The organism is Streptomyces sp. NPDC044984, from assembly GCF_040646935.1.
Classification (GTDB): Bacteria; Actinomycetota; Actinomycetes; order Streptomycetales; family Streptomycetaceae; genus Streptomyces.
Map to the genome: position 1 here is coordinate 1 of NZ_JBEZBE010000055.1, position 22,016 is coordinate 22,016.

A 22,016-nucleotide genomic window follows, 5' to 3' on the forward strand; every position below is an offset into this window, starting at 1 on the left:
CGTCGGGGCACGCACGCCCCGCGCCGTCGGGGCACGCACGCCCCGCGCCGTCGGGGCACGCACGCCCCGCGCCGTCGGGGCACGCACGCCCCGCGGGGAGGAACCCGCGAGCGGTCAGGCCCCGGCGCCCTTCCGGGGCAGCGCCTTGCGCACCAGCGGCCAGGCCAGCAGCAGGACGACCACCGCGTAGACGACCACCGAGAACGGCGTGTCGACCAGACCCGTGACGCTTCCGTCGCTGATCTGCAGGGCGCGGCGCAGCTGCTGTTCGGCGGCCGGGCCGAGGATGACGCCGATGACGGCGGGCAGCACCGGCAGCCCGTACCTCCGCATGCCGAAGCCGATCAGGCCGATGACCAGCAGCAGTACCAGGTCGATCACCTCGCCGCCGACCGCGTACGCGCCCACCGCCGCGAAGAACATGATCCCGGCGTAGAGGTACGGCCGCGGGATGCGCAGCAGCTTCGCCCACACCGGCGCCAGCGGCAGGTTGAGGGCGAGCAGCAGCACCATGCCGACGAAGAGCGAGGCGATCAGGCCCCACACCAGGTCGGGTTCGCGTTCGAACAGCAGCGGGCCGGGCTGGATGCCGTACTGCTGGAACGCGGCCAGCATCACCGCCGCGACCGCCGTGGTCGGCAGGCCCAGGGTCAGCATCGACACCAGCGTGCCCGCCGCCGAGGCCGAAGCGGCCGACTCCGGGCCCGCGACGCCCTCGATGGCGCCCTTGCCCCACTCGTCCTTGTGCTTCGACAGCCGCTTCTCGGTGACGTACGACAGGAAGGTCGGGATCTCCGCGCCGCCCGCCGGGATCGCGCCGAACGGGAAGCCGATGAACGGACCGCGCGCCCAGGACTTCCAGGTGCGCCTCACGTCCGCGCGGCCCAGCCACGGCCGGCCCACCGGGATCGGCTCCGGCGGCCTGCGCCGCAGGTGCGCGGCGACCCACAGCGCCTCGCCGATGGCGAACAGGCCCACCGCGACGATCACCACGTCGATGCCGTCGGCGAGTTGCAGCGAGCCGAAGGTCAGCCGCTGCTGGCCGGTCATCTGGTCCAGGCCCACCAGGCCGATCGTCAGACCGATCAGCAGTGAGGCCATGCCCCGGATCCGGGACGAACCCAGCACCGACGTCACGGCGATGAACGCCAGCACCATGATGGCGAAGTAGTCGGGGGCGCCGATGTCCACCGCCAGGTCCGCGACCGTCGGGGCCAGCGCCACCAGCAGGACCGTGCCGACCATGCCGCCCGCGAAGTGCCCGATCGCGGCGGCCGCGAGGGCCTGGGCGCCGCGCCCCGACTTGGCCATGGGGTTGCCCTCCATGGCCGCGACCACGGCCGCGCTCTCCCCGGGCGTGTTCAGCAGGATGGAGGTCGTCGAACCGCCGAACATCGCGCCGTAGTAGATCCCGGCGAACATGATGAACGCGCCGGTCGGATCGAGCCCGTACGTCACCGGCAGCAGCAGCGCCACCGCCATCGCCGGGCCGATGCCGGGCAGCACGCCGATCGCCGTGCCGAGCAGCACGCCCACGGCGGCCCACAGCAGGTTGAGCGGGGTGAGGGCCGTGCCGAAGCCGTCCATGAGGGAGTTGAAGGCGTTCATCTCACAGCACTCCCATCAGCGGACCGCCGGGCAGCGGCACTCCGAGCAGGTTGTTGAACACGGCGTAGGTGGCGAAGGAGACCACCGCCGCGATCAGCGGATCGCGGTCGGGCCTGCGGCTGCCGAGCGCGAAGGCCGCGCCCCAGAAGAGCAGGGCGCCCGCGACGGGGAAGCCGAGCGGCTCGATGAGGACGGCGGCGCCGAGGAACACTCCCGTCAGCAGCAGCACCGTGCGCCAGTCGGCGGGTTCGGACAGGTCGACGTCCTCGCCGGACTCGGCCTGCCCCCGGCCGCCGCGCAGCACGTCGACGGCGAGCAGGGCGGCCACGACGAGCAGCCCGATCCCGACCACGACCGGCACGGTCTTCGGGCCGACGGGCCCGCGCTGGGCGATGTCGACGTCCATGGTGAGCGCGTCGGTCAGGACCAGCACGCCGAGGGCCAGCAGCAGTACGCAGACGCCGAGTTCGGAGTGGTCGCGGAGCCAGGAGCGCCGTCCGGCGGCGGGCGCCGGCGACGTGTCGGTGGTCGAGGTCGTCACAGTCCGAGCTCCTTCAGCACCGAGACCACGCGCTTGTCCTCGGAGTCCAGGAACGCGCCGAACTCCTCGCCGGTCAGGAAGGCGTCGTCCCAGCCGTTGCGCCGCATCGACTCCCGCCACTCCTTCGAGTCGTGCAGCTCCCGCACCAGGCGGACGAGCTTGCCGCGCTCGGCGTCGGTGAGGCCGGGCGGGGCGACGATGCCGCGCCAGTTGGTGAAACTCACGTCGTAGCCCGCCTCCTCGAGGGTGGGCGCGTCGAGGCCGTCGACCCGCTCCGGGCCGGTGACCGCGAGCAGGCGCAGCTCACCGGACTTGATCTGGTCGAGGTACTCGCCGACGCCGGAGACGCCGAAGGCGACCTTGTTGCCGAGGATCGAGGCGAGCAGCTCGCCGCCGCCGTCGAAGGGGATGTAGTTGACCTGCTTCGGGGGGATCCCGGCGGCCCGCGCCATCAGCATCGGCGCGAGATGGTCGGGCCCGCCGGGGGAGGAGCCGCCGCCCACCGGGAGCTTGCCGGGGTTCTCCTTCCAGGCGCCGATGAGATCGTCGATCGTCCGGTACGGGGAGTCCTCGGCGACCACGACGACGTCCTGCTCCTCGGTGAGCCGGGCGATCGGGGTGGTGTCCGCCAGGGTCTTCGGCGCGTCGTTGGAGCGGACGGCGCCGACCACGCCCAGGCCCATCGACATGGCGAGCTTGCCGTTGCCGTGCTCGCTCACCAGCCGGCTCAATCCGACGGTGCCGCCGGCACCGGGCAGGTTGAACACCTCGATGGAGTGGGTGAGCCCGGCGTCCTCGGCGTTCTTCGCGGCCGTACGGGCCGTGATGTCGTAGCCGCCACCGGGCGAGTTGGGAACCATGAAGCGCAGACCCGGGATCTGCGTGCCGGTCTCGGTGCCGCTGCCGGTCGTGAGCAGCGGCGGGCCCACGAGTACGAGCACGGCGGCCCCGAGCAGGGCGAGGGGTGTGCGCAGGCGCACGAGTGCCACCACCTGTCGGTCGGTCGTCTGGAGATCACGCCATGCCCTGTGGGGGGAGGGTGACGCGGGCCACATGGTGCCCGCGCACTGCCGGGCTGTCGCGCTTGCGGAACCAATGGAGGTTGTGGTCATTGCGTCAGCGGGAGGCCGTCAGTGGCGCACGTCTCTTTCCCCGGCCGCAGGTGGGGGCCATGATGGACGGTTCCGGCGCCCGCGCGGCGCTGCGTCGTGGCCGCCGGATGCGACGGCCGCCGCCCCGGAGGCCGCGGCCACCTCACCGACGCGGTGGCGGAAGGAGCGGAACCGATGAGCAGCACGCCGGACGGGCGGTTTGCGCCCGCGGCCGTCGACGCGATCGACGTACTCGTGGTCGACGACGACTTCCGGGTGGCCCGGGTGCACCGTGCCTACGTCGAACGCCTCGACGTGTTCCGGGTCGTCGGTGTCGCCGGGACCGGTGAGCAGGCCATCGCCGCCGTGGACGAACTCCGTCCCGATCTGGTGCTGCTCGACCTGTACCTGCCCGACCTCTTCGGTCTCGACGTCATTCCCCGGCTGCGGACCGCCGGGCACGACTGCGACGTGATGGTCATCAGCGCCGCCCGGGAGGCGGACGCGGTGCGCGGCGCGGTCCGGCACGGGGTCGTCGACTATCTGCTCAAGCCGTTCGACTTCGAGGACCTGCGCGGGCGCCTGGAGCGTTACGCCGGCCGGCGCGGCCGGCTGCTCGACACGGTGGTCCGCGGTCAGGCGGACGTCGACCGGGTGCTGGCCGGGGTGGCGGGGCCGGCGGCCCCGGTGCTGCCCAAGGGCATGAGCGCGGAGACCGCGGGGCTGGTCGAGCGCACCCTGCGCGAGACGGACGGCACGCTGTCGGCCACCGAGTGCGCGGCTCTGACCGGGGTCTCGCGGGTCAGCGCCCGCCGGTATCTGGAGTACTTCCACACCGTGGGCGCCGTGGGGGTGTCGTTGCGGTACGGGGCGACGGGACGGCCCGAGCGGCGGTACCGGCTGCTGGGGCAGGGCGGAGGGCTGCGGTCGGGGGGTGGGCTGCGGTCGGAGGGCGGGGCGCGGGCGTAGGGCGGCGGTCGAAGGGCGGGGCGCGGGCGTAGGGGGCGCCGCGGGCTTCCGCTGATCCCGGTGATCCCGAAATCGGGACACGGGGTTGTCGCTGCCTGCGCTCGGGCCTAGGGTCGACCGTGAGGGAAAGCGCTTTCTGAATGCTGCCCGGCCTGCCGTCGTCGTCGTTCCGAGGAGCGCCGCATGTCCTTGTCCCCCGTCCGCCGCCGTGTCGCCGTCGTCGGCACCGGCGCCATCGTCAGCGGCGGCCACCTGCCCGCGCTGCGCGCCCACGCCGACCGCACCGAACTGGTCGCCGCCGTCGACGTGGACCAGGGCCGGCTCGACGCCTTCCGCGCCTCCGCCGGGGAGCAGGTGGCAGGGTTCACCTCGATGAGCGCGATGCTGGACGCCGTACGGCCGGACCTGGTGCTGATCGGGACCCCGCCCTCGCTCCACCGGGAGCAGACGGTGGCCGCCCTCAAGGCCGGCGCGTGGGTGCTGTGCGAGAAGCCGCTGTGCCTGTCGCTCGCCGAGTACGACGACATCGCGGCCGCCGAGGAGGCGTCCGGGGCGTACGCGTCCGTGATCTTCCAGCACCGCTACGGCTCCGGCGCCGCCCACGCCCGCGAGCTGATCCGCGGCGGTGAACTGGGCGCCCCGCTGGTCGCGCACTGCCAGACCACCTGGCACCGGGACGCCGCGTACTACTCCGTGCCCTGGCGCGGACGCTGGGCCACCGAGGGCGGCGGACCCACCATGGGGCACGGCATCCACCAGTACGACCTGCTGCTGCACCTGCTCGGCGAGTGGGAGGAGATCCGGGCCATGGCGGCGCGCCTCGTCCACGACACCGAGAGCGAGGACGTCTCCACCGCCCTGGTCCGCTTCCGCGGCGGCGCGCTCGCGACCGTCGTCAACAGCGTGCTCTCCCCGGACGAGGTGAGCCGGATCCGCGTCGACTGCGCCGACGCCACGGTCGAACTCACCCACCTCTACGGGCACGGCAACGACGACTGGACCTACACCCCGGCCCGGCACGTCCCCGCCGAGCGGGCCGCCGCCTGGCGCACTCCGGCGCTCGACGTCCCCAGCTCGCACACGGCCCAGCTGAAGACCCTGCTCGACGCCTACGACGCGGGGGTGCGGCCACCGGGCAGCGGCCGGGAGGCGCGCGGCACGCTGGAGTTCGCCGCCGCGCTGTACAAGGCCGCGTTCACCGGGCGGCCGGTGCGGGCCGGCGAGATCACGCCCGGCGACCCCTTCCACGCGGCCATGCACGGCGGCCGGCTCGACTGGGCGAGCGAGGAGCGCGCATGAGCATCCGCGTCATCCACCGTCACGGCGAGTCCGTCACGGTGACGGCACCGGGCGGCACCGAGATCCTCCGTTACGTCTACCGGCCCGACCCCGAGCCGTTCGAGTCCCGCAAGCCGTACGCCCATCCGGTGCGCACGCTCGCCGGGCACACGGTGACCGGGTACCGGCCCAACGACCACCGCTGGCACAAAGGGCTGCAGATGACGGCCAGCCACCTGTCCGGGCAGAACTTCTGGGGCGGCAACTCCTATGTCCACGGGCGGGGTTACCTGGCGCTGCCCGAGCGGATCGGCTCGATGCGGCACGACGGCTTCTCCGCGTTCGAGGCCGGGGAGGAGCGCCTCGACTGCACCGAGGACCTCACCTGGGTGGAGAACGGGGGCGCCGAGTGGGCGCGCGAGGAACGCGGGCTGAGCGTCCACTCGGTGGACGTGGCGGCCGGGGCCTGGGTGCTGGACTGGTCGATCCGGCTCACCAACCTGCGTGACGTGGCGCTGGAGTTCGGCTCGCCCACCACCGCCGGTCGTGAGATGGCCGGCTACACCGGGCTGCAGTGGCGCGGGCCGCGCGACTTCACGGGCGGTACGGTCCTCGTGCCGGACGTCGGCGCGGGTGCCGGTGCCGAGGCTGGGGAACTCATGGGCACGCAGGCGCCGTGGCTCTCGTTCAGCGCCGAACACGACGAGCACGACGGCCACTCCACGCTCGTCTTCGCGCACGCGCCGGAGAACCTCGACGGGCGCGCCGTCCACCCGTCGCACTGGTTCGTGCGCTCGCAGCCCATCCCGTCGGTCGCGTTCTCGTGGGCGTTCTTCGAGGAGTTCGCGCTGCCGCCGGGGGAGTCCTTCTCGTACCGCTACCGGATCGTGGTCGCGGACGGGGTGTGGGACCGGGAGCGGGTGGAGGCGCATCTGGACGGTCTGCCGTGGTGAGCGGGCCCGCTCCGCTCCCCGGCGCGGTCGGCCTGTCGCACCTCAGCGCCTATGACTGGGAGGCCGCCGACGGGGTGTGCGGCGGCAGTCCGCACCTGCACCTGGTGTGCACGGAGGCGTACGTCGTGACCGGCGGCCGGGGCGCTGTGCAGACGCTGAGCCCCGACGGGTACCGGGACATCCCGCTGCGGCCGGGGACGGTGGCCTGGTTCACGCCGGGGACCGTGCACCGGATGGTGCAGGGCGGGGAGCTGCGGGTCACGGTGCTGATGCAGAACAGCGGGCTGCCGGAGGCCGGGGACGCCGTGTTCACCTTCCCGGCGGAGGTGCTGGCCGACCCCGGACGGTACGCGGACGCCGCGACGCTCCCGGCCGGTACGGGCGCGCGGGCGGAGGCGGCGGCGCGGCGGCGGCGGGACCTCGCGGTCGAGGGGTACCTCGTGCTGCGCGAGGCGCTCCGTACCGGTGACGACGGGCCGTACCGGGAGTTCCTGCGGGCGGCCGCGCGGTTGGTGCGGGAACGGGTGCCGGTGTGGCGGGAGTTGTGGCGAGCGGGCGCGCTGGCGGCCGCGGAACGCACGGGCGCGCAGCTGGACGCGCTGGCGGACGGAGACCTCACCCACCTGGCCGGGGCGACGGCGTACGAGGCGGAGCCCAGCCGGCGTGGCGGGTACGGGATGTGCGGGCGGCGGGACGAGTACGCGCTGCCGGGGGCCACCGTGCCGTACGGGAGTGGATGAACCCGCCGCCCGCACGGACGTCGCCGGGACCCTCCCGGTGCCGTCGGCCCGGCGGGGTCTGCTTGGATGCCGCGGGTGACGAGCAACTCCCCGTTCCCCCCTGTGGACGAAGCCGGTTCCGGCCGTCCGGCCGCCCTGCTGGAACGTGCCGCCGCCGGTTGGGACAGCCAGGTCTGGAGCGACCTCTGGACGGAGCTGTACCACAACGGTTCGCTCGACGTGTCCCATCCGCTGGTGCTGCCCGCGCTGACGGACATGGCCGAGGGGGACGAGGCCGACACGGCCGCTGCGGCCCTCCACCTGGCCGGCGCACTCCTGGTCCAGGCCGATCAGCGGCACGAGACCCGGGAGCTGCGGGACCGGCGGGCACCCGAGGTCGCACGCCTGCTGGCCGCCGCCCACCGGTGGCGCCGGATCACCGGGGACCGGAACGGCTACTGCCACCTGCTGGAGGCGGTCCTGAACCTGGAGGGCGACGTCTCCTGGGGAGAGGATCTGGTCTGGGGCCTCGTCAGCGGGGAGTACGAGCTCGAGTGCCCTGACGAGGACTGCTCCGAGGTGCTGTGGGTGGTCATCGGCGAGCGGGGCTTCTTCAGCGCGTCGGAGGACCACGCCCTCTCCGACGGTGTCGAGACCCTCCCGCTCCACCCGGCCGCTCCCGGTGCCCTCGACGGCCTCGGCCGCCGCCTGCACGGGCTGGCCCTGGCGGACGGCCACGAGGACGTGGCGCACGCCCTGACCCATGCCTTCGGCGAGGCGACCTGTCCCCGGTGCGGGAGGCGCTGCTCCGTCGTCGGACAGGTCATCGCTCGTTCGGGCTGAGCCGCGGGCACGGAACGCGGCCGACGGGCGGCCGGGGCGCCGTCCCCGTCACCGGCGTCCGCGGAGCGGGCCGCGCCGGCGTCCGTGGGTCACGGCCGGCGCAGGGCCCGCATCCGGCGCGGGGCGTACGACGCCGGGAGCCGGGCCGCGCCCACGGCCAGCGCGGTGGCCGCGCTGGCGACGCCGAGGATGGCCCCGGCGGCCACATCGCCCGGATAGTGCACACCCGTGTGCACCCGCGAGTACCCCACCGCACACGCCAGCGCCCCCAGCGGCACCGACGCCGCGGGCAGCACCGTCCCGACCGCCGTGGCGAACGCGACCGCCGACGCCGTGTGCCCCGAGGGGAACGACGCCGACGTCGGCATGGGCACATGCCGGTCCACGGTCACCCGCGCGGCCTCCCGGTCCGGCCGCGCCCTGCGCACCAGCCGCTTCCCCAGCAGGTTCGCCGACGCCGACGCCACGGCGACCGCCCCCACCCCCGCCAGCGCCGCCCGCCGCGGCCGGGCCCCGCTCAGGGCGAGGACCCCGGCGATGACGAACGAGATCTTGGAGTGGTCGGCCGTGTGGGACAGCCGGCGCAGCGCCCGGTCGAGCGTCGGCGTCGGCGTGGCGGCGACCGCCGCGTACAGGGCGCCGTCCACGGCTCTGAGGTCGCCGAGGACCGCGGCGGCGACCCTGCGCAGTCCGTCGGCGGGCGGTACGGGCCTGGTGAGCGGACGGGTGACGTCCTGGTCGGTGGTGGGCGGCTCGCTCATCTGTCTCTCCCGCAGTGGCATCGTGGACGAATCACCAGGTGCCCACGGTACGCATGATCCATCCGCACGGGTTCGCCCACCCCGGTCAGCCGGCCCGGAAGGTGCGCAGACGCAGCGAGTTGCCGACCACGAAGACCGAGGAGAAGGCCATGGCGGCTCCGGCGATCATCGGGTTGAGCAGTCCGGCCGCGGCGAGCGGCAGGGCGGCGACGTTGTAGGCGAAGGCCCAGAACAGGTTGGACCGGATGGTGCCCAGCGTCTTGCGGGCCAGCCGGATGGCGTCGGCCACGGCACGCAGGTCCCCGCGGACGAGGGTGAGGTCGCCGGCCTCGATCGCGGCGTCCGTGCCGGTGCCCATGGCCAGGCCCAGGTCGGCCTGGGCGAGCGCCGCCGCGTCGTTGACCCCGTCGCCGACCATGGCGACCGAACGGCCCTCTGCCTGGAGCCGCTTGACGACGTCCACCTTGTCCTGCGGCAGCACCTCGGCGATGACCTCCTCGATGCCGACCTCGCGGGCGACGGACCGGGCCACCGCCTCGTTGTCCCCGGTCAGCAGGACCGGCCGCAGTCCGAGTGCCCGCAGCCGGCGGATCGCCTCGGGGCTGGTCTCCTTCACCGCGTCGGCGATCTCCAGGACCGCGCGCGCCGCGCCGTCCCAGGCGGCCAGGACAGCGGTGTGCCCGGCCGTCTCGGCCCGCTCCTTGGCCCGCCTCAGGTCCTCGGGCAGCTCCAGTGCCCACTCCCGGAGCAGGCCCTCCCGGCCGACGAGGACCGCGTGGCCCTCGACGACGCCCTGGACACCGAGCCCGGGCACGTTCGCGAAGTCCTCCGGTGCGGGCAGTTCGCCCACCTTCTGCCGGGCGCCGTCGGCGACGGCCCGTGCGATCGGGTGCTCCGAGCTGTGCTCCAACGCGCCCGCGAGCCGCAGTACGTCGGCCTCGTCGGTGCCCTCGGCGGTGTGCACGGCCAGCAGGGTCATCCGGCCCGTGGTCACCGTGCCGGTCTTGTCGAGGACCACGGTGTCGACGCGGCGGGTGGACTCCAGGACCTCGGGGCCCTTGATGAGGATGCCGAGCTGGGCGCCGCGGCCGGTGCCGACCATCAGCGCGGTCGGGGTCGCGAGCCCGAGGGCACAGGGGCAGGCGATGATCAGGACCGCCACGGCGGCGGTGAACGCGGCCGTGAGACCGGCGCCGTTGCCGAGCCAGAAGCCGAGGGTGCCCAGGGCGAGGGCGATGACGACGGGGACGAAGACCGCGGAGATCCTGTCGGCGAGCCGCTGGGCGGCGGCCTTGCCGTTCTGCGCGTCCTCGACCAGCCTGGCCATGCGGGCGAGCTGGGTGTCGGCGCCCACCCTCGTGGCCTCCACGACGAGCCTGCCGCCGACGTTGATCGTGGCCCCGGTGACCGGGTCGCCGGCGGCCACCTCCACCGGCACCGACTCGCCCGTGAGCATCGAGGCGTCCACCGCGGAGGATCCCTCCACGACGGTTCCGTCGGTCGCGATCTTCTCGCCGGGGCGCACCAGGAAGCGGTCGCCGGTCCGCAGCTCGGCCACCGGGACCGTCCGTTCCCCGTGGCCGGGGGTCAGCACGGTGACGTCCTTCGCGCCGAGCTCCAGCAGGGCGCGCAGGGCCGCGCCGGCCTTGCGCTTGGCGCGGGCCTCGAAGTACCGCCCGGCGAGGATGAAGGCGGTCACTCCGGCCGCGGCCTCCAGGTAGATGTTCCCGGCGCCGTCGCTGCGGGCGATGGTCAGCTCGAACGGGTGCGTCATCCCCGGGGTGCCCGCGGTGCCGAGGAACAGCGCCCACAGCGACCACAGGAACGCGGCCGACGTGCCGACCGAGATCAGCGTGTCCATGGTGGCCGCGCCGTGCCGGGCGTTGGTGAACGCGGCCCTGTGGAAGGGCCATGCGGCGTACGTGACGACCGGCGCCGCGAGTGTCAGTGACAGCCACTGCCAGTACTCGAACTGCAGGGCGGGGACCATGGCCATCGCGATGACGGGGACGGCCAGCGCCACGGCCGTCACCAACCTCTGCCTGAGCGGCCGGAGTTCGTCGGGCCCGGAGTCCTCCCCGGACGGCTCGTCGGGTGGTGCGGGCCGCTGGGCCGTGTATCCGGTGGCCTCGACCGTGGCGATCAGGTCGCCGACGGTGACCTCACCGCCGTAGCTCACCTTCGCCTTCTCGGTCGCGTAGTTGACGGTGGCGGTGACCCCCTCCATCCGGTTGAGCTTCTTCTCGATCCGCGCGGCGCACGAGGCGCAGGTCATCCCGCCGATGGCGAGCTCCACCTCGGCATCGGCACCGGCTGTACGGACGGTCATGGTCGCTCCTGGAGTGGATACGGGGCGGGGGTACCCGCCGGGCGATCTCCATGTATACCCCCCTCGGGTATGAGGCGCAAGCGTGGACAGAACTTGACTTGGTACCCCCCAGGGGTATGGTGAGCTGCATGGAGCGGCTCAACGTGAGCCGCGGGTCCCCACTTCCGAGGAGTCACGGCCATGAACACCGGACTGAAGATCACCGCGTTCGCCGCCGCCCTGGCCGCCACCTTCGGCACGGCCTACGGCGTCGGCGAGGGACTCGACCCGGTCGTCGCGGACCGGGCGCCGGCGCACGACGAGCGGCACACCCCCTCCGCACCGGGGGCGGAGAAGGGTGACGGCCGCACGGGACACGAGACGCCCCCGGCCGGCGGGCTGCAGATCTCCGAGGGCGGCTACACCCTCGATCTGAAGACCCCGCGCGTCACCGCCGGGCACCGCACCGAACTGCGCTTCACCGTCCGGGACGACCGCGGCCGGGCCGTCACCGAGTACCGCCGCGAGCACGACAAGGAGCTCCACCTCATCGTCGCCTCCCGCGACCTGCTCACCTACCGGCACCTGCATCCCGCCCGCGCCGCCGACGGCACCTGGGCCACCCCCGTCGACCTGCCCCGGGCCGGCGGCTACCGGGTCTTCGCCGACTTCACCCCGGCGCGCAAGGGCGCGGAAAACCTCACCCTCGGCGCCGACCTCGCCGCCTCCGGCCCCTACCGTCCGCAGGAGCTGCCGCCGGCCACCGGCACGGCCCGCGTCGACGGCTACGAGGTCGAGCTGACCGGGACCCTGCGTCCCGGACGGGCGAGCGAACTGCGCCTGTCCGTCTCCCGCGACGGCGAGCCGGTCACCGACCTCCAGCCCTACCTCGGCGCCTACGGCCACCTGGTCGCCCTGCGGGCCGGGGACCTCGCCTACCTGCACGTCCACCCGGGCGGCGAACCGGGCGACGGCAGGACCGAGTCCGGACCGGCGGTCTCCTTCACAGCCACGGCGCCCAGCACCGGCAGCTACCGGCTGTTCCTGGACTTCAAGCACGACGGCGTCGTCCGCACGGCCGCCTTCACCGTCCACGCCGGGGAGCAGGCACCGTCGAGCGGCACGCCGGAGGAGCACTCCGACGGCCACGGCCACTGAGCCTCAGCCCAGGGCACGGTCCAGATTGAACGCGGCGCTGATCAGGGCGAGGTGGGTGAACGCCTGCGGGAAGTTGCCCTGTTGCTCCCCGGTGTGGCTGATCTCCTCGGCGTACAGGCCGAGATGGTTGCCGTAGGTCAGCATCTTCTCGAAGGCGAGGGACGCCTCGTCGAGCCGCCCGGCACGGGTCAGCGCCTCGACGTACCAGAACGAGCAGATCGAGAACGTGCCCTCGGCACCGTGCAGTCCGTCGGGGCTCACCAGCGGGTCGTAGCGGTAGACCAGCGAGTCGGACACCAGGTCCTCGGTGAGCGAGTCGAGCGTCGACAGCCACTTCGGGTCGGTCGGCGCGATGAACTTCGCCATCGGCATCATCAGGACCGCCGCGTCCAGCACCTCCCCGTCCTCGTGCTGCACGAAGGCCCGGCGCGACGCCGACCAGCCGCGGTCCATGATCCGCCGGTAGATGGTGTCCCGGCTCGCCTGCCAGCGGGGGAGGTCCGCGGGCAGGCCCCGCCGGTTGGCCATGCGGACGGCGCGCTCGATCGCCACCCAGCACATCAGGCGCGAGTACAGGAAGTTCTTCCGTCCGCCGCGCGTCTCCCAGATGCCCTCGTCGGGCTGGTCCCAGTGCGCGCACACCCAGTCCACCAGCGCCGTCACATGGTCCCACTGCTCGCTGGAGACGGGCTCGGCCCACTTGTCGTAGAGGTAGACGGAGTCGATCAGCGCCCCGTAGACGTCCAGTTGCAGCTGGTCGGCCGCCGCGTTGCCGACGCGGACCGGTGCCGAGCCGTGGTGGCCCTCGAGATGGCCGAGCTCACGCTCGGGGAGGTCGGTGCGGCCGTCGATGCCGTACATGATCTGCAGCGGACCGGAGGCCTTGCGGTCGCCCGGACTGATGTGCCGGGAGACGAACCCCATGAACGCCTCGGCCTCCTCGGTGAAGCCCAGCCGCAGCAGCGCGTACACGCAGAACGCCGCGTCGCGCACCCACACGTACCGGTAGTCCCAGTTGCGTTCCCCGCCGAGCTCCTCGGGCAGGCTGGTCGTCGGCGCCGCCACGATCGCCCCGGTCGGCGCGTAGGTGAGCAGCTTCAGGGTGAGGGCGGAGCGGTGCACCATCTCCCGCCAGCGGCCCCGGTACCGCGAGGAGGACAGCCACCGCCTCCAGTACGCCACCGTCGCACCGAACTGCCGCTCCGCCTCCCCGCACTCGCAGCGGTCCAAAGTCACCTCCGGGCCGACCTGGTCCAGGGCGAACACCGCCGTCTCCCCCTCGGTCAGCTTGAACTCGGCCCGTACGTCCGGCCCGTCGGTCTCCATCGGGACGGTCGCGGTGAGCGCCAGGGACAGTTCCCCGGAGTCGAAGACCGCGATGCCGCCGGCCATCCGCACGGTGTGCCGGCGGGAACCGTAATCGAACCGCGGCGCCACCCGCGTCCGGAACGGCACGGAGCCGCGTACGCACAGCACCCGCCGGATCAGCCGGTGCCGGGCCTCGTCGGCCGGCGTGCCGCCGACCGGCATGAAGTCCTGCACCTCACCGACCCCGTCCTCGGTGAAGAACCGGGTGATCAGGACGTTGGTGTCGGGGAAGTAGAACTGCTTGGTGCGGGCCGGCATGGCCGCCGCCAGTGCGAAGCAGCCGCCCCGCTCGGCGTCCAGGATCGCCCCGAACACGCTCGGCGCGTCGAAGGACGGACAGCAGTACCAGTCGATGGTGCCGTCGGTCCCCACCAGCGCCACACTGCGCAGGTCGCCGATCAGCCCGTGGTCGGCGATCGGCACGTACCGGCGCGGCCCGGCCCCGTCCCGTTCCCTGGTCGTCCCGTCCATCGCAGCCTCCCTGGGCCGGCACGCCGTGCTCAGGTGCCAGCTTAGGCAGCCCCGGCCGGACCGGCTCGGGCCACCACGACCCGCACCCCCGCCTCCTCGAAGCGGCGCACCACCTCGGCGTCCGCTCCCGAGTCCGTGACCAGGGTGTCCACCGAATCGGCCGAGCAGATCCGGGCGAACGCCCGCCGGCCCAGTTTGCTGGAGTCGGCGGCCACGATCACCCGCTCGGCCCGCTCGCACAGCAGCCGGTTGACCGCCGCCTCCGCCTCGTCGTGGGCCGCCGCCCCGTGCACGGCGTCGAACGCGACGACACCGAGCACCGCCACATCGAGGGTGATCTGCCCCAGCACCCCGTCCGCGAGCGGCCCGACCAGCTCGTACGACTGGGCCCGCGCCACCCCGCCGGTCAGCACGATCTTGAACTGCGGCCGCACGGCCAGCTCGTTGGCGATGTTCAGCGCGTTCGTCACCACGGTCAGCGCGGGCGCGCCCGAGGCGAGGTCCCCGCGCACGGCCAGCGCCCGCGCCACCTCCGTGGTGGTCGTACCGCCGGTCAGCCCGACCGCCTCGCCCGGCGCGACGAGCCCCGCCACCGCCTTCGCGACGCGCTGCTTCTCCGAGGCGTGCCGCGCGGTCTTGTAGCGCAGCGGCAGCTCGTACGACACCCCGTGCACCACCGCGCCGCCACGGGTGCGCACCAGCATCTGCTGCTCGGCGAGCCGGTCGAAGTCGCGCCGGATCGTCGCGGCCGACACCGCCAGCTCACCGGCCGCCTCCTCGACGTCCAGCCGGCCGCGCTCGACGAGCAGCTCCAGCAGCGCCTTCCAGCGGGCGTCCCGCGACATCCTCCGCCCTCCCGTCTCCCGTGGTCCCCGGCGACCCTAACGCACCCCGCCTTCGATCGAATGCTTGATTTTGCTCGAAACCTCGCTCAATGTTGCAAGAACAATCACCGAGCCTTCGGGGGTGCGGCATGACCCATGTCGAGGACGAACTGAGCAGTCAGCCCGAGTGCTGGAGCCGCGCCGCCGCGCAGGCCGCGTCCCACGCCCCGGTCCTCCCGGCGGCGGGGGAGCGGGTCGCGGTGGTCGGCTGCGGGACGTCGTACTTCATGGCGCAGGCGGTCGCGGCCCTGCGCGAGGACGCGGGACAGGGGGAGACCGACGCCTTCGCCGCCTCGGAGTTCCCGCGGCACCGGGCCTACGACCACGTCGTCGCCCTCACCCGCTCCGGCACCACCACCGAGGTCCTCGACCTGCTGGGCCGGCTGAAGGGCGGCACGCGCACCACCGCGGTCACCGCCGACCCGGCCACCCCCGTGACGTCGCTCGCCGACGAGACGGTCGTCCTCGACCACGCGGACGAGCGCTCCGTCGTCCAGACCCGGTTCGCCACCACGGCCCTCACCCTGCTCCGCGCCCACCTGGGCCTGCACACCGAAGCGGTCGTCGAGGACGGGCGTACGGCCCTTGGTGAACCGCTGCCCGAAGGACTCGTGGACCGCACCCAGTTCACCTTCCTCGGCCGCGGCTGGACCGTCGGCCTGGCCAACGAGGCCGCACTGAAGATGCGCGAGGCGGCCCTCGCCTGGACGGAGGCCTACCCGGCGATGGAGTACCGGCACGGACCCATCAGCATCACCACCTCCACCACCGCGACCTGGATGCTCGGCGACACCCCGGAGGGGCTGGCCCGGCAGGTCCGTGACACCGGCGGACTGTGGATCGGGGGCACCCTCGACCCGCTCGCCGAACTCGTCCGCGTCCAGCGGCTCGCGGTCGCCCTCGCCGCGGCCCGCGGACTGGACCCCGACCGGCCCCGCCACCTCACCCGCTCGGTCGTCCTCGCCCCCTGACCCCATGGGAAAAGGGCGGAACTCCGCAGGAAAGGACGGACCGTGCCCCTCACCACCACCGGCGAGCTCGTCACCCGCGCCGCCGCCCGCCGCTCGGCGGTCGCCTCGTTCAACGTCATCACCCTCGAACACGTCGAGGCCGTCGTCGCCGGCGCCGAATCGGCGGACGCCCCCGTCGTCCTCCAGGTCAGCGAGAACGCCGTGAAGTTCCGCCACGGCCGGCTGCTCCCGCTCGCCCGCGCCGCCGTCGCCGCCGCCGAACGCGCCACCGTCCCCGTCGCCCTGCACCTCGACCACGTCCGGAGCGACACCCTGCTGCGCCAGGCCCCGGACGCCGGATTCGGCTCCGTGATGTACGACGCGTCCCGGCTGCCCTACGCCGACAACCTCGCCGCCACCCGGGCCGCCGTCGACTGGGCCCACAGCCAAGGGCTCTGGATCGAGGCCGAGCTGGGCGAGATCGGCGGCAAGGACGGCCGGTCCGCGCCGGACGCCCACGCGCCCGGCGCCCGTACCGACCCCGACCAGGCCCGCGCCTTCGTCGCCGGCTCCGGCGTGGACGCGCTGGCCGTCGCCGTCGGCACCACCCACGCCATGACCACCCGCACCGCCACCCTCGACCACGCCCTCCTCGCACGGCTGGCCGCCGCCCTGGACGTCCCCCTCGTCCTGCACGGTTCCTCCGGCCTCCCCGACCGGGAACTCGCCGCGGCGGTCGCGGGCGGCATCGCCAAGGTCAACGTGGGAACGGCCCTGAACATCGCCCTGACCGGCGCGATCAGGGAGTTCCTCACCGCCCACCCCGAGGCGGTCGACTCCCGCGGCTACCTCACGGTGGGCCGGGAGGCGATGGCACGGGCGGTGACGGGGATCATCGAGGCGCTGGGCGCGGTCCCGGCGCCGTCCTGAGTCAGCGCTTCACGGACTTCAGGACCACGAACTTCGGGTCCGAGGCCACCACTTCGCTGTTGCCGAACAGCCGTCGCAGCTTCACGTGGTACCCCAGGTGACGGTTGCCGACCACCCACAGTTCGCCGCCCCGGCGCAGGGCGCGCCGGGCGCCGGTGAACATGCGCCAGGCCGTGGCGTCGGTGGTCGCCTGGTGGGAGTGGAAGGGCGGGTTGTTCAGGACCAGGTCGACACTGCCGGCCGGTACGCCCGACAGGCCGTCGCCGACCCGGAACTCGGCGTGTCCGGGCACGCCGTTCTCCCGGTACGTGGCCCGCGCGGACGCCACCGCCTGGAACGACTCGTCCACGAACAGCACCTCGGCGCGCGGGTCCGCCAGCGCCATCGCCGTACCGACGACGCCGTTGCCGCAGCCCAGGTCCACCACCCGTCCGCCGTCCCTGCCGGCGGGCAGGTGCTTCAGGAAGAAACGGGTGCCGATGTCGAGTCGGTCGGCGCAGAAGACGCCGGCGTGGTTGACGACCGTCGCGCCCGACACCGGGCCGATGCCGTCGGGCAGCGGGTAGCGGTACGGCCAAGGGTTCGCGGGGCGGGCCAGCGCGGGATCCGGGGTGCAGAAGATCAGCCGGGCCTTCTTCTCGGCGAGCGAGGTCCTGGTCGGGCCGAGGATCCGCGCGAAGAGGTCCAGCGTCGAGGTGTGGATCTCCTTCACCATGCCGGTGCCGACGACGACGGTGTCCTCGTGCACCGCCGGCGCCAGCCGCAGCAGCTGGTCCTCCAGCAGCGCCAGGCTCTTCGGCACCCGGACGAGCAGGACGTCGATCCGGTCCGGCGGGGGATCCTGCGTGGTCAGCAGCCGGACCGCGCCCGGCTCGACGCCGTTGCGGGACAGGTTCGCGCGGGTCGCCTCCTGCCCGAGCCAGGAGTCGGTGATCTGCGTCGGCCGGTGCGCGGCGAGCGCCGTCACCAGCGCGCCCCAGCGGTCGCCGACGGCCACGACCGCGCCGGACAGCGGGACCCGCCGGTCGGCGAGATGCCTGAGGAGGTACTCGTCGGACGCGTCCCAGGCGCGCAGTCCGTCCCTCGGGTCCTCGGGGAACCTGGCCAGCACCGGCTCGCCCCACGCGGTCGTCATACGGTCGTTCATCGTCCGACCAGGCTAGCCCAGCCGCAGCTCAGGGTGCGTCCGGCAGGATGGGAGGCATGGACGCCGAGCTGTTCCCCCGGACACGGAGCGAGATCGCGCCCGGCGCGGTGCACGTGCCGGACTGGCTGGACGCGCGGGCGCAGCGCGGGCTGCTGGACGCCTGCCGGGACTGGGCGAGGCCGCCCGCCGGACTGCGCACCGTCCGCACGCCCGGCGGCGGCACCATGACCGCCCGGCAGGTGTGCCTCGGCCGGCACTGGTATCCGTACGGCTACGCCCGCACCGCCGTCGACGGCGACGGCGCGCCGGTGAAACCGTTCCCCGCGTGGCTCGGCGAACTGGGCCGCCGCGCGGTGACCGACGCGCTGGGCGCGGACGCCGCGCGCGGTGCCGCGTACGACATCGCGCTCGTCAACTTCTACGACGGCGACGCCCGCATGGGCATGCACCGCGACGGCGACGAGAAGGCGGACGCGCCCGTGGTGTCGCTGAGCCTCGGCGACACCTGCGTCTTCCGCTTCGGCAACACGGCGACCCGGACCCGCCCCTGGACGGACGTGGAGCTGCGCAGCGGCGACCTGTTCGTCTTCGGCGGACCCTCCAGGCTCGCGTACCACGGCGTTCCCCGGGTGCACGCGGGCACGGCACCGCCCGAGTTGGGACTGGCCGGAAGGCTGAACATCACGCTGCGGGTCGGCGGCCCGTAGTCCGCGCCGGTTTGCGGATCATGGGAGACTCGCGTTCATGAGCGGGAAGGCGGACCCCCGGCCGGCGGGGGAAGGGACCACCTCGAGGACGCGGCTGGACCGGGGGCGCGGCGCGCTCGGACCCGCGCTGGAGCTCGTGCACACCGGACGCGCGCCGACCCGCGCGGTGCTCACCGCCGAGCTGGGCGTGACCCGCGCGACGGCCGGCGCGGTCGCCGCCGAACTGGAGGCGCTCGGGCTGATCCGGGTGGACGCCCGGCCCGGCGCGGCGGCCGGTTCCCAGGGGCGCCCCTCGCACCGGCTCTCGGTCGCCGAGGACGGGCCCGTGGCGCTCGCCGCGCAGGTGCACTCCGACGGCTTCCGGGCGGCCCTGGTCGGGCTGGGCGGCCGTATCGTCGCCACGGCGCCCGGCTGCGAGGTCGTCGACGCCGACCCGGCGAAGGTGCTCGGCTCCGTCGTCGCGGCCGGCGCCGAGCTGCTGGAGGAGACCGGCCGGCGGTGCGTGGGCGCCGGGCTCGCCGTGCCGTCGGCGGTGGCCGAACCGGAAGGGCTCGCCCTCAACCCCCTGCACCTGGCCTGGCCCGCGGGCGCCCCGGTACGGGAGATCTTCGCCGAGCAGGTGCGCGCGGCCGGTCTGGAGGGGCCCGCCTTCGCGGCCAACGACGTCAACCTCGCCGCCCTCGCCGAACACCGGCACGGCGCCGGGCGCGGCTCCCGCGACCTGCTGTGCGTGGCCACCGGCCACCGCGGGGTGGGCGGCGCGCTGGTGCTCGACGGCCGTCTGCACTCGGGCAGTTCGGGACTCGCCCTGGAGGTCGGCCACCTCGCCGTCAACCCCGAGGGCCGCCCCTGCCACTGCGGCAGCCGCGGCTGCCTCGACGTCGAGGCGGACCCGCTGGCGCTGCTCACCGCGGCGGGCCGCGCGCCGGGCCCCGAGTTCTCCCTGCTGAAGCAGGCCGAGGACCTGGTCCGCGGCCAGTACGGCGACCCGGACGTGCGCACCGCCACCGAGTCCCTCATCGACCGGCTCGGCCTGGGCCTCGCCGGACTGGTGAACATCCTCAACCCGGACCGGATCATCCTCGGCGGCCTGCACCGCACCCTGCTGGCGGCCGACCCGGACCGGCTGCGCGCCGTCGTCGCCGACCGCAGCCTGTGGGGCCGCAGCGGCGGCGTCCCCATCCTCCCCTGCACCCTGGACCACAACAGCCTGGTCGGCGCGGCGGAACTGGCCTGGCAGCCGGTGCTGGACGATCCTCTCGGGGCACTGGTGCGATGAGGCGGCCCGACCGACAGAAAGCGACCTCATGACCGACAAGCTCACCGTCAGCGTCCTGGGTACCGGCATCATGGGCGCGGCGATGGCCCGCAGTCTCCTGCGTGCCGGGCACACCGTACGGGCCTGGAACCGCACCCGCGCGAAGGCCGAACCGCTCGCCGCCGACGGCGCGCACGTCGCCGGAACCCCCGCCGAGGCGGTCGAGTCCGCCGACGCCGTGCTGACCATGCTGTACGACGGCCCGGCCACCCTGGAGACGATGCGGCGGGCCGCCCCCGCCCTGCGCCGCGGAACCGTCTGGGCGCAGTCCACCACCGCGGGCATCGAGGGCGTCGCCGAACTGGCCGGTTTCGCCCGCGAGCACGGCCTGCTCTTCTACGACGCCCCGGTCCTCGGCACCCGCGAGCCGGCCGAGGCCGGACAGCTGACCGTGCTCGCCGCCGGTCCCGTCGAGGGCCGCGACCGGGTGACCCCGGTGTTCGACGCGGTGGGCGCCCGCACCGTGTGGACCGGGGAGGACGGCGCCACGGCCGGCGCGACCCGCCTGAAGCTGGTCGCCAACAGCTGGGTGCTCGCCGCGACCACCGCCGCCGGTGAGGCCCTCGCCCTGGCCGAGGCCCTCGACGTCGCCCCGGACGGCTTCCTCGACCTCATCGCCGGCGGCCCGCTCGACATGGGCTATCTGCGCGCCAAGGCCGGGATGATCCTCGACGGGCGGCTGACCCCGGCCCAGTTCGCCGTGACGACCGCGGCGAAGGACGCCAGACTGATCGTGCGGGCCGGTGAGCAGCACGGCGTCCGCCTGGACGTGGCCGCCGCGAGCGCCGAACGGTTCGAGCGGGCCGACGCCCGGGGCCACGGCGACGAGGACATGGCCGCCGCCTACTACGCCAGCTTCGACGACGACCCCACCACCTGACCGGCCGAGCCGTGAGCACGAAGGAGTCCGCAGTGTCCAAGCCCCCGCTTCCCCCCGAGGCGCAGGAACTGCTGCGCAAGCCCAACCCCTGTGTCATGGCCACGCTGCGCTCCGACGGCGCGCCCGTGTCCACCCCCACCTGGTACCTGTGGGAGGACGGCCGCGCACTGATCAACTTCGACGAGGGCCGGGTCCGCCTGAAGCACGTCCGCCGCGACCCCCGCGTCACCCTCACCGTCCTGGCCGGCGACGACTGGTACACCCACGTCACCCTGCTCGGCCGGGTGAGCGACCTGTACGACGACGAGGACCTGGCCGACATCGACCGCCTCTCCCGGCACTACACCGGCAACCCGTACCCGGACCGCAAGCGGGCGCGGGTCAGCGCCTGGCTCGAGGTCGAGCGCTGGCACGGCTGGGGCGCGATGAAGGACAGCGACCAGCCGGGCGGCTGACCACCGGCGCCCGGCCGGGCGTCAACGCCGGTTGACGGCGAAGGCCCGGCCGGGATTCCCGGTGAGGGCGGCGCGGACCGCGCTCACCACTGGCGTCCCCGGGACAGCGCGTCCCGCTCCGGCGCCGACAGACGCAGCACCTGGAAGACCTCGCCGTCCGCCTCGGGCGCGTCGTGTGCCCAGAGCGAGAAGCGCACCAGCTCCCAGCGGGCGGTGTCCACGGCGGCCGCCGCGAGCACCGCGCCGTCCCGGCCGGCCAGCCGCCCGCACTCCCGCACCGCCTCCTCGGCCGTCTCGCCCACCCGCACTCCGTCCGGCACGGGACGCCGGTGCCGTACGGCGACGACCGCGGGTGCTCCCGAGGCCACCCCCTCCTCGTACGCCAGGCCGGTCCACTGCCGCACCGGGGGACGCCCGAAGTCGTCGGCGATGCCCTGGAAGCCGCCGCCCCAGAGGAAGGCGTTCATGCCCTCCACGGTGTTCCAGAGATAGAACGGCGCGTACTGGTTGACCGGCGAGCCGTGCACCCCGCGCTCGCGCACCAGGTACGCCTTGACGCCGAGGCCCGGCCACGCGTCGAGCAGATGCCCGCGCCGGGCCACCCGGTCCCGGACGATCCCCATGTCGTAGTCGGCGGGCAGGGTGAGTTCGTACTGCAGGGCGTGCAACGGAGGCCT

Annotated in this window: 21 protein-coding genes; 12 read left to right on the top strand and 9 right to left on the bottom strand. The window is 74.0% G+C overall.

The annotated features are described in order from the left end of the window. Nucleotides 1-114: 114 nt before the first annotated feature. Genes AB0A94_RS35685 through AB0A94_RS35695 form a run of 3 tightly spaced genes read right to left on the bottom strand, consistent with a single transcriptional unit; the run spans nt 115 to nt 3,129 of the window. Nucleotides 115-1,608 carry a tripartite tricarboxylate transporter permease gene (locus AB0A94_RS35685; protein ID WP_361750776.1) on the bottom strand — a complete coding sequence of 498 codons (1,494 nt, stop codon included), beginning with the start codon at nt 1,606-1,608 and terminating at the stop codon, nt 115-117. A gap of 1 nt (nt 1,609) precedes the next feature. After that, nucleotides 1,610-2,149, bottom strand: coding sequence for a tripartite tricarboxylate transporter TctB family protein (locus AB0A94_RS35690; protein ID WP_361750777.1), 540 nt, complete (start codon nt 2,147-2,149; stop codon nt 1,610-1,612). Continuing rightward, complete coding sequence (locus tag AB0A94_RS35695; RefSeq protein WP_361750830.1) at nt 2,146-3,129, bottom strand: tripartite tricarboxylate transporter substrate binding protein; 984 nt, start codon at nt 3,127-3,129, stop codon at nt 2,146-2,148. The genes AB0A94_RS35690 and AB0A94_RS35695 overlap by 4 nt, the downstream gene beginning before the upstream one ends. A gap of 306 nt (nt 3,130-3,435) precedes the next feature. Between AB0A94_RS35695 and AB0A94_RS35700 the strand changes: the two genes are divergently transcribed. The 5 genes from AB0A94_RS35700 (at nt 3,436) to AB0A94_RS35720 (ending at nt 8,002) form a co-directional block, all read left to right on the top strand. Then, entirely contained in the window at nt 3,436-4,209 is a 774-nt protein-coding gene (locus tag AB0A94_RS35700) for a response regulator (RefSeq protein WP_361750779.1), read from the top strand. A 183-nt stretch (nt 4,210-4,392) separates the two neighbouring features. Beyond that, nucleotides 4,393-5,508, top strand: a complete 1,116-nt coding sequence (locus AB0A94_RS35705; RefSeq protein WP_361750781.1) for a Gfo/Idh/MocA family oxidoreductase — start codon at nt 4,393-4,395, stop codon at nt 5,506-5,508. After that, entirely contained in the window at nt 5,505-6,440 is a 936-nt protein-coding gene (locus tag AB0A94_RS35710; protein WP_361750783.1) for a PmoA family protein, read from the top strand. Before AB0A94_RS35705 ends, AB0A94_RS35710 begins: the two co-directional genes overlap by 4 nt. Beyond that, nucleotides 6,434-7,180, top strand: coding sequence for a cupin (locus AB0A94_RS35715; RefSeq protein WP_361750785.1), 747 nt, complete (start codon nt 6,434-6,436; stop codon nt 7,178-7,180). Before AB0A94_RS35710 ends, AB0A94_RS35715 begins: the two co-directional genes overlap by 7 nt. Nucleotides 7,181-7,255: 75 nt before the next feature. Continuing rightward, the gene (locus tag AB0A94_RS35720) at nt 7,256-8,002 is read left to right on the top strand and encodes a hypothetical protein (protein ID WP_361750787.1); all 747 of its coding nucleotides are present in this window, start codon (nt 7,256-7,258) and stop codon (nt 8,000-8,002) included. Nucleotides 8,003-8,091: 89 nt separating this feature from the next. Here the strand turns inward: AB0A94_RS35720 and AB0A94_RS35725 are convergent, their stop codons facing one another. Then, nucleotides 8,092-8,763 carry a phosphatase PAP2 family protein gene (locus AB0A94_RS35725; protein WP_361750789.1) on the bottom strand — a complete coding sequence of 224 codons (672 nt, stop codon included), beginning with the start codon at nt 8,761-8,763 and terminating at the stop codon, nt 8,092-8,094. 85 nt (nt 8,764-8,848) lie between these two features. Continuing rightward, nucleotides 8,849-11,092 (bottom strand): heavy metal translocating P-type ATPase, encoded by a 2,244-nt coding sequence (locus AB0A94_RS35730; protein ID WP_361750791.1) that lies wholly within the window; start codon nt 11,090-11,092, stop codon nt 8,849-8,851. A gap of 180 nt (nt 11,093-11,272) precedes the next feature. On the opposite strand from AB0A94_RS35730, the gene AB0A94_RS35735 reads away from it, so the two are divergent. Continuing rightward, on the top strand, nt 11,273-12,229 hold the full coding sequence (locus tag AB0A94_RS35735; protein WP_361750793.1) for a hypothetical protein: 957 nt from the start codon (nt 11,273-11,275) through the stop codon (nt 12,227-12,229). 3 nt (nt 12,230-12,232) lie between these two features. Here AB0A94_RS35735 and AB0A94_RS35740 read toward each other — a convergent pair whose 3' ends face one another. Then, nucleotides 12,233-14,068 carry a glycoside hydrolase family 15 protein gene (locus AB0A94_RS35740; protein WP_361750795.1) on the bottom strand — a complete coding sequence of 612 codons (1,836 nt, stop codon included), beginning with the start codon at nt 14,066-14,068 and terminating at the stop codon, nt 12,233-12,235. Between the two features lie 41 nt (nt 14,069-14,109). Then, nucleotides 14,110-14,913 (bottom strand): DeoR/GlpR family DNA-binding transcription regulator, encoded by an 804-nt coding sequence (locus tag AB0A94_RS35745; protein WP_361750797.1) that lies wholly within the window; start codon nt 14,911-14,913, stop codon nt 14,110-14,112. A gap of 128 nt (nt 14,914-15,041) precedes the next feature. On the opposite strand from AB0A94_RS35745, the gene AB0A94_RS35750 reads away from it, so the two are divergent. Together AB0A94_RS35750 and AB0A94_RS35755 are read left to right on the top strand one after the other, a co-directional pair. Next, a complete protein-coding gene (locus tag AB0A94_RS35750) occupies nt 15,042-15,923 on the top strand; it encodes an SIS domain-containing protein (protein ID WP_361750799.1) in 882 nt (293 codons plus the stop codon). A 42-nt stretch (nt 15,924-15,965) separates the two neighbouring features. Next, a complete protein-coding gene (locus AB0A94_RS35755; RefSeq protein ID WP_361750801.1) occupies nt 15,966-16,832 on the top strand; it encodes a class II fructose-bisphosphate aldolase in 867 nt (288 codons plus the stop codon). Between the two features lies 1 nt (nt 16,833). On the opposite strand, the gene AB0A94_RS35760 is transcribed toward AB0A94_RS35755, so the two are convergent. Next, complete coding sequence (locus AB0A94_RS35760) at nt 16,834-17,967, bottom strand: methyltransferase (protein WP_361750831.1); 1,134 nt, start codon at nt 17,965-17,967, stop codon at nt 16,834-16,836. A 68-nt stretch (nt 17,968-18,035) separates the two neighbouring features. On the opposite strand from AB0A94_RS35760, the gene AB0A94_RS35765 reads away from it, so the two are divergent. The 4 genes from AB0A94_RS35765 to AB0A94_RS35780 are packed head-to-tail and all read left to right on the top strand — an operon-like array spanning nt 18,036 to nt 21,339. After that, nucleotides 18,036-18,686: an alpha-ketoglutarate-dependent dioxygenase AlkB gene (locus AB0A94_RS35765; protein WP_361750802.1), complete on the top strand. Its 651-nt coding sequence runs from the start codon at nt 18,036-18,038 to the stop codon at nt 18,684-18,686. 37 nt (nt 18,687-18,723) lie between these two features. Then, nucleotides 18,724-19,965, top strand: coding sequence for an ROK family protein (locus AB0A94_RS35770; RefSeq protein WP_361750804.1), 1,242 nt, complete (start codon nt 18,724-18,726; stop codon nt 19,963-19,965). A 28-nt stretch (nt 19,966-19,993) separates the two neighbouring features. Continuing rightward, complete coding sequence (locus AB0A94_RS35775; RefSeq protein ID WP_361750805.1) at nt 19,994-20,884, top strand: NAD(P)-dependent oxidoreductase; 891 nt, start codon at nt 19,994-19,996, stop codon at nt 20,882-20,884. Between the two features lie 32 nt (nt 20,885-20,916). Further along, nucleotides 20,917-21,339, top strand: a complete 423-nt coding sequence (locus tag AB0A94_RS35780; protein ID WP_361750807.1) for a PPOX class F420-dependent oxidoreductase — start codon at nt 20,917-20,919, stop codon at nt 21,337-21,339. Between the two features lie 83 nt (nt 21,340-21,422). On the opposite strand, the gene AB0A94_RS35785 is transcribed toward AB0A94_RS35780, so the two are convergent. Further along, nucleotides 21,423-22,007: a DUF4865 family protein gene (locus tag AB0A94_RS35785; protein ID WP_361750809.1), complete on the bottom strand. Its 585-nt coding sequence runs from the start codon at nt 22,005-22,007 to the stop codon at nt 21,423-21,425. Between the last annotated feature and the right edge of the window lie 9 nt (nt 22,008-22,016).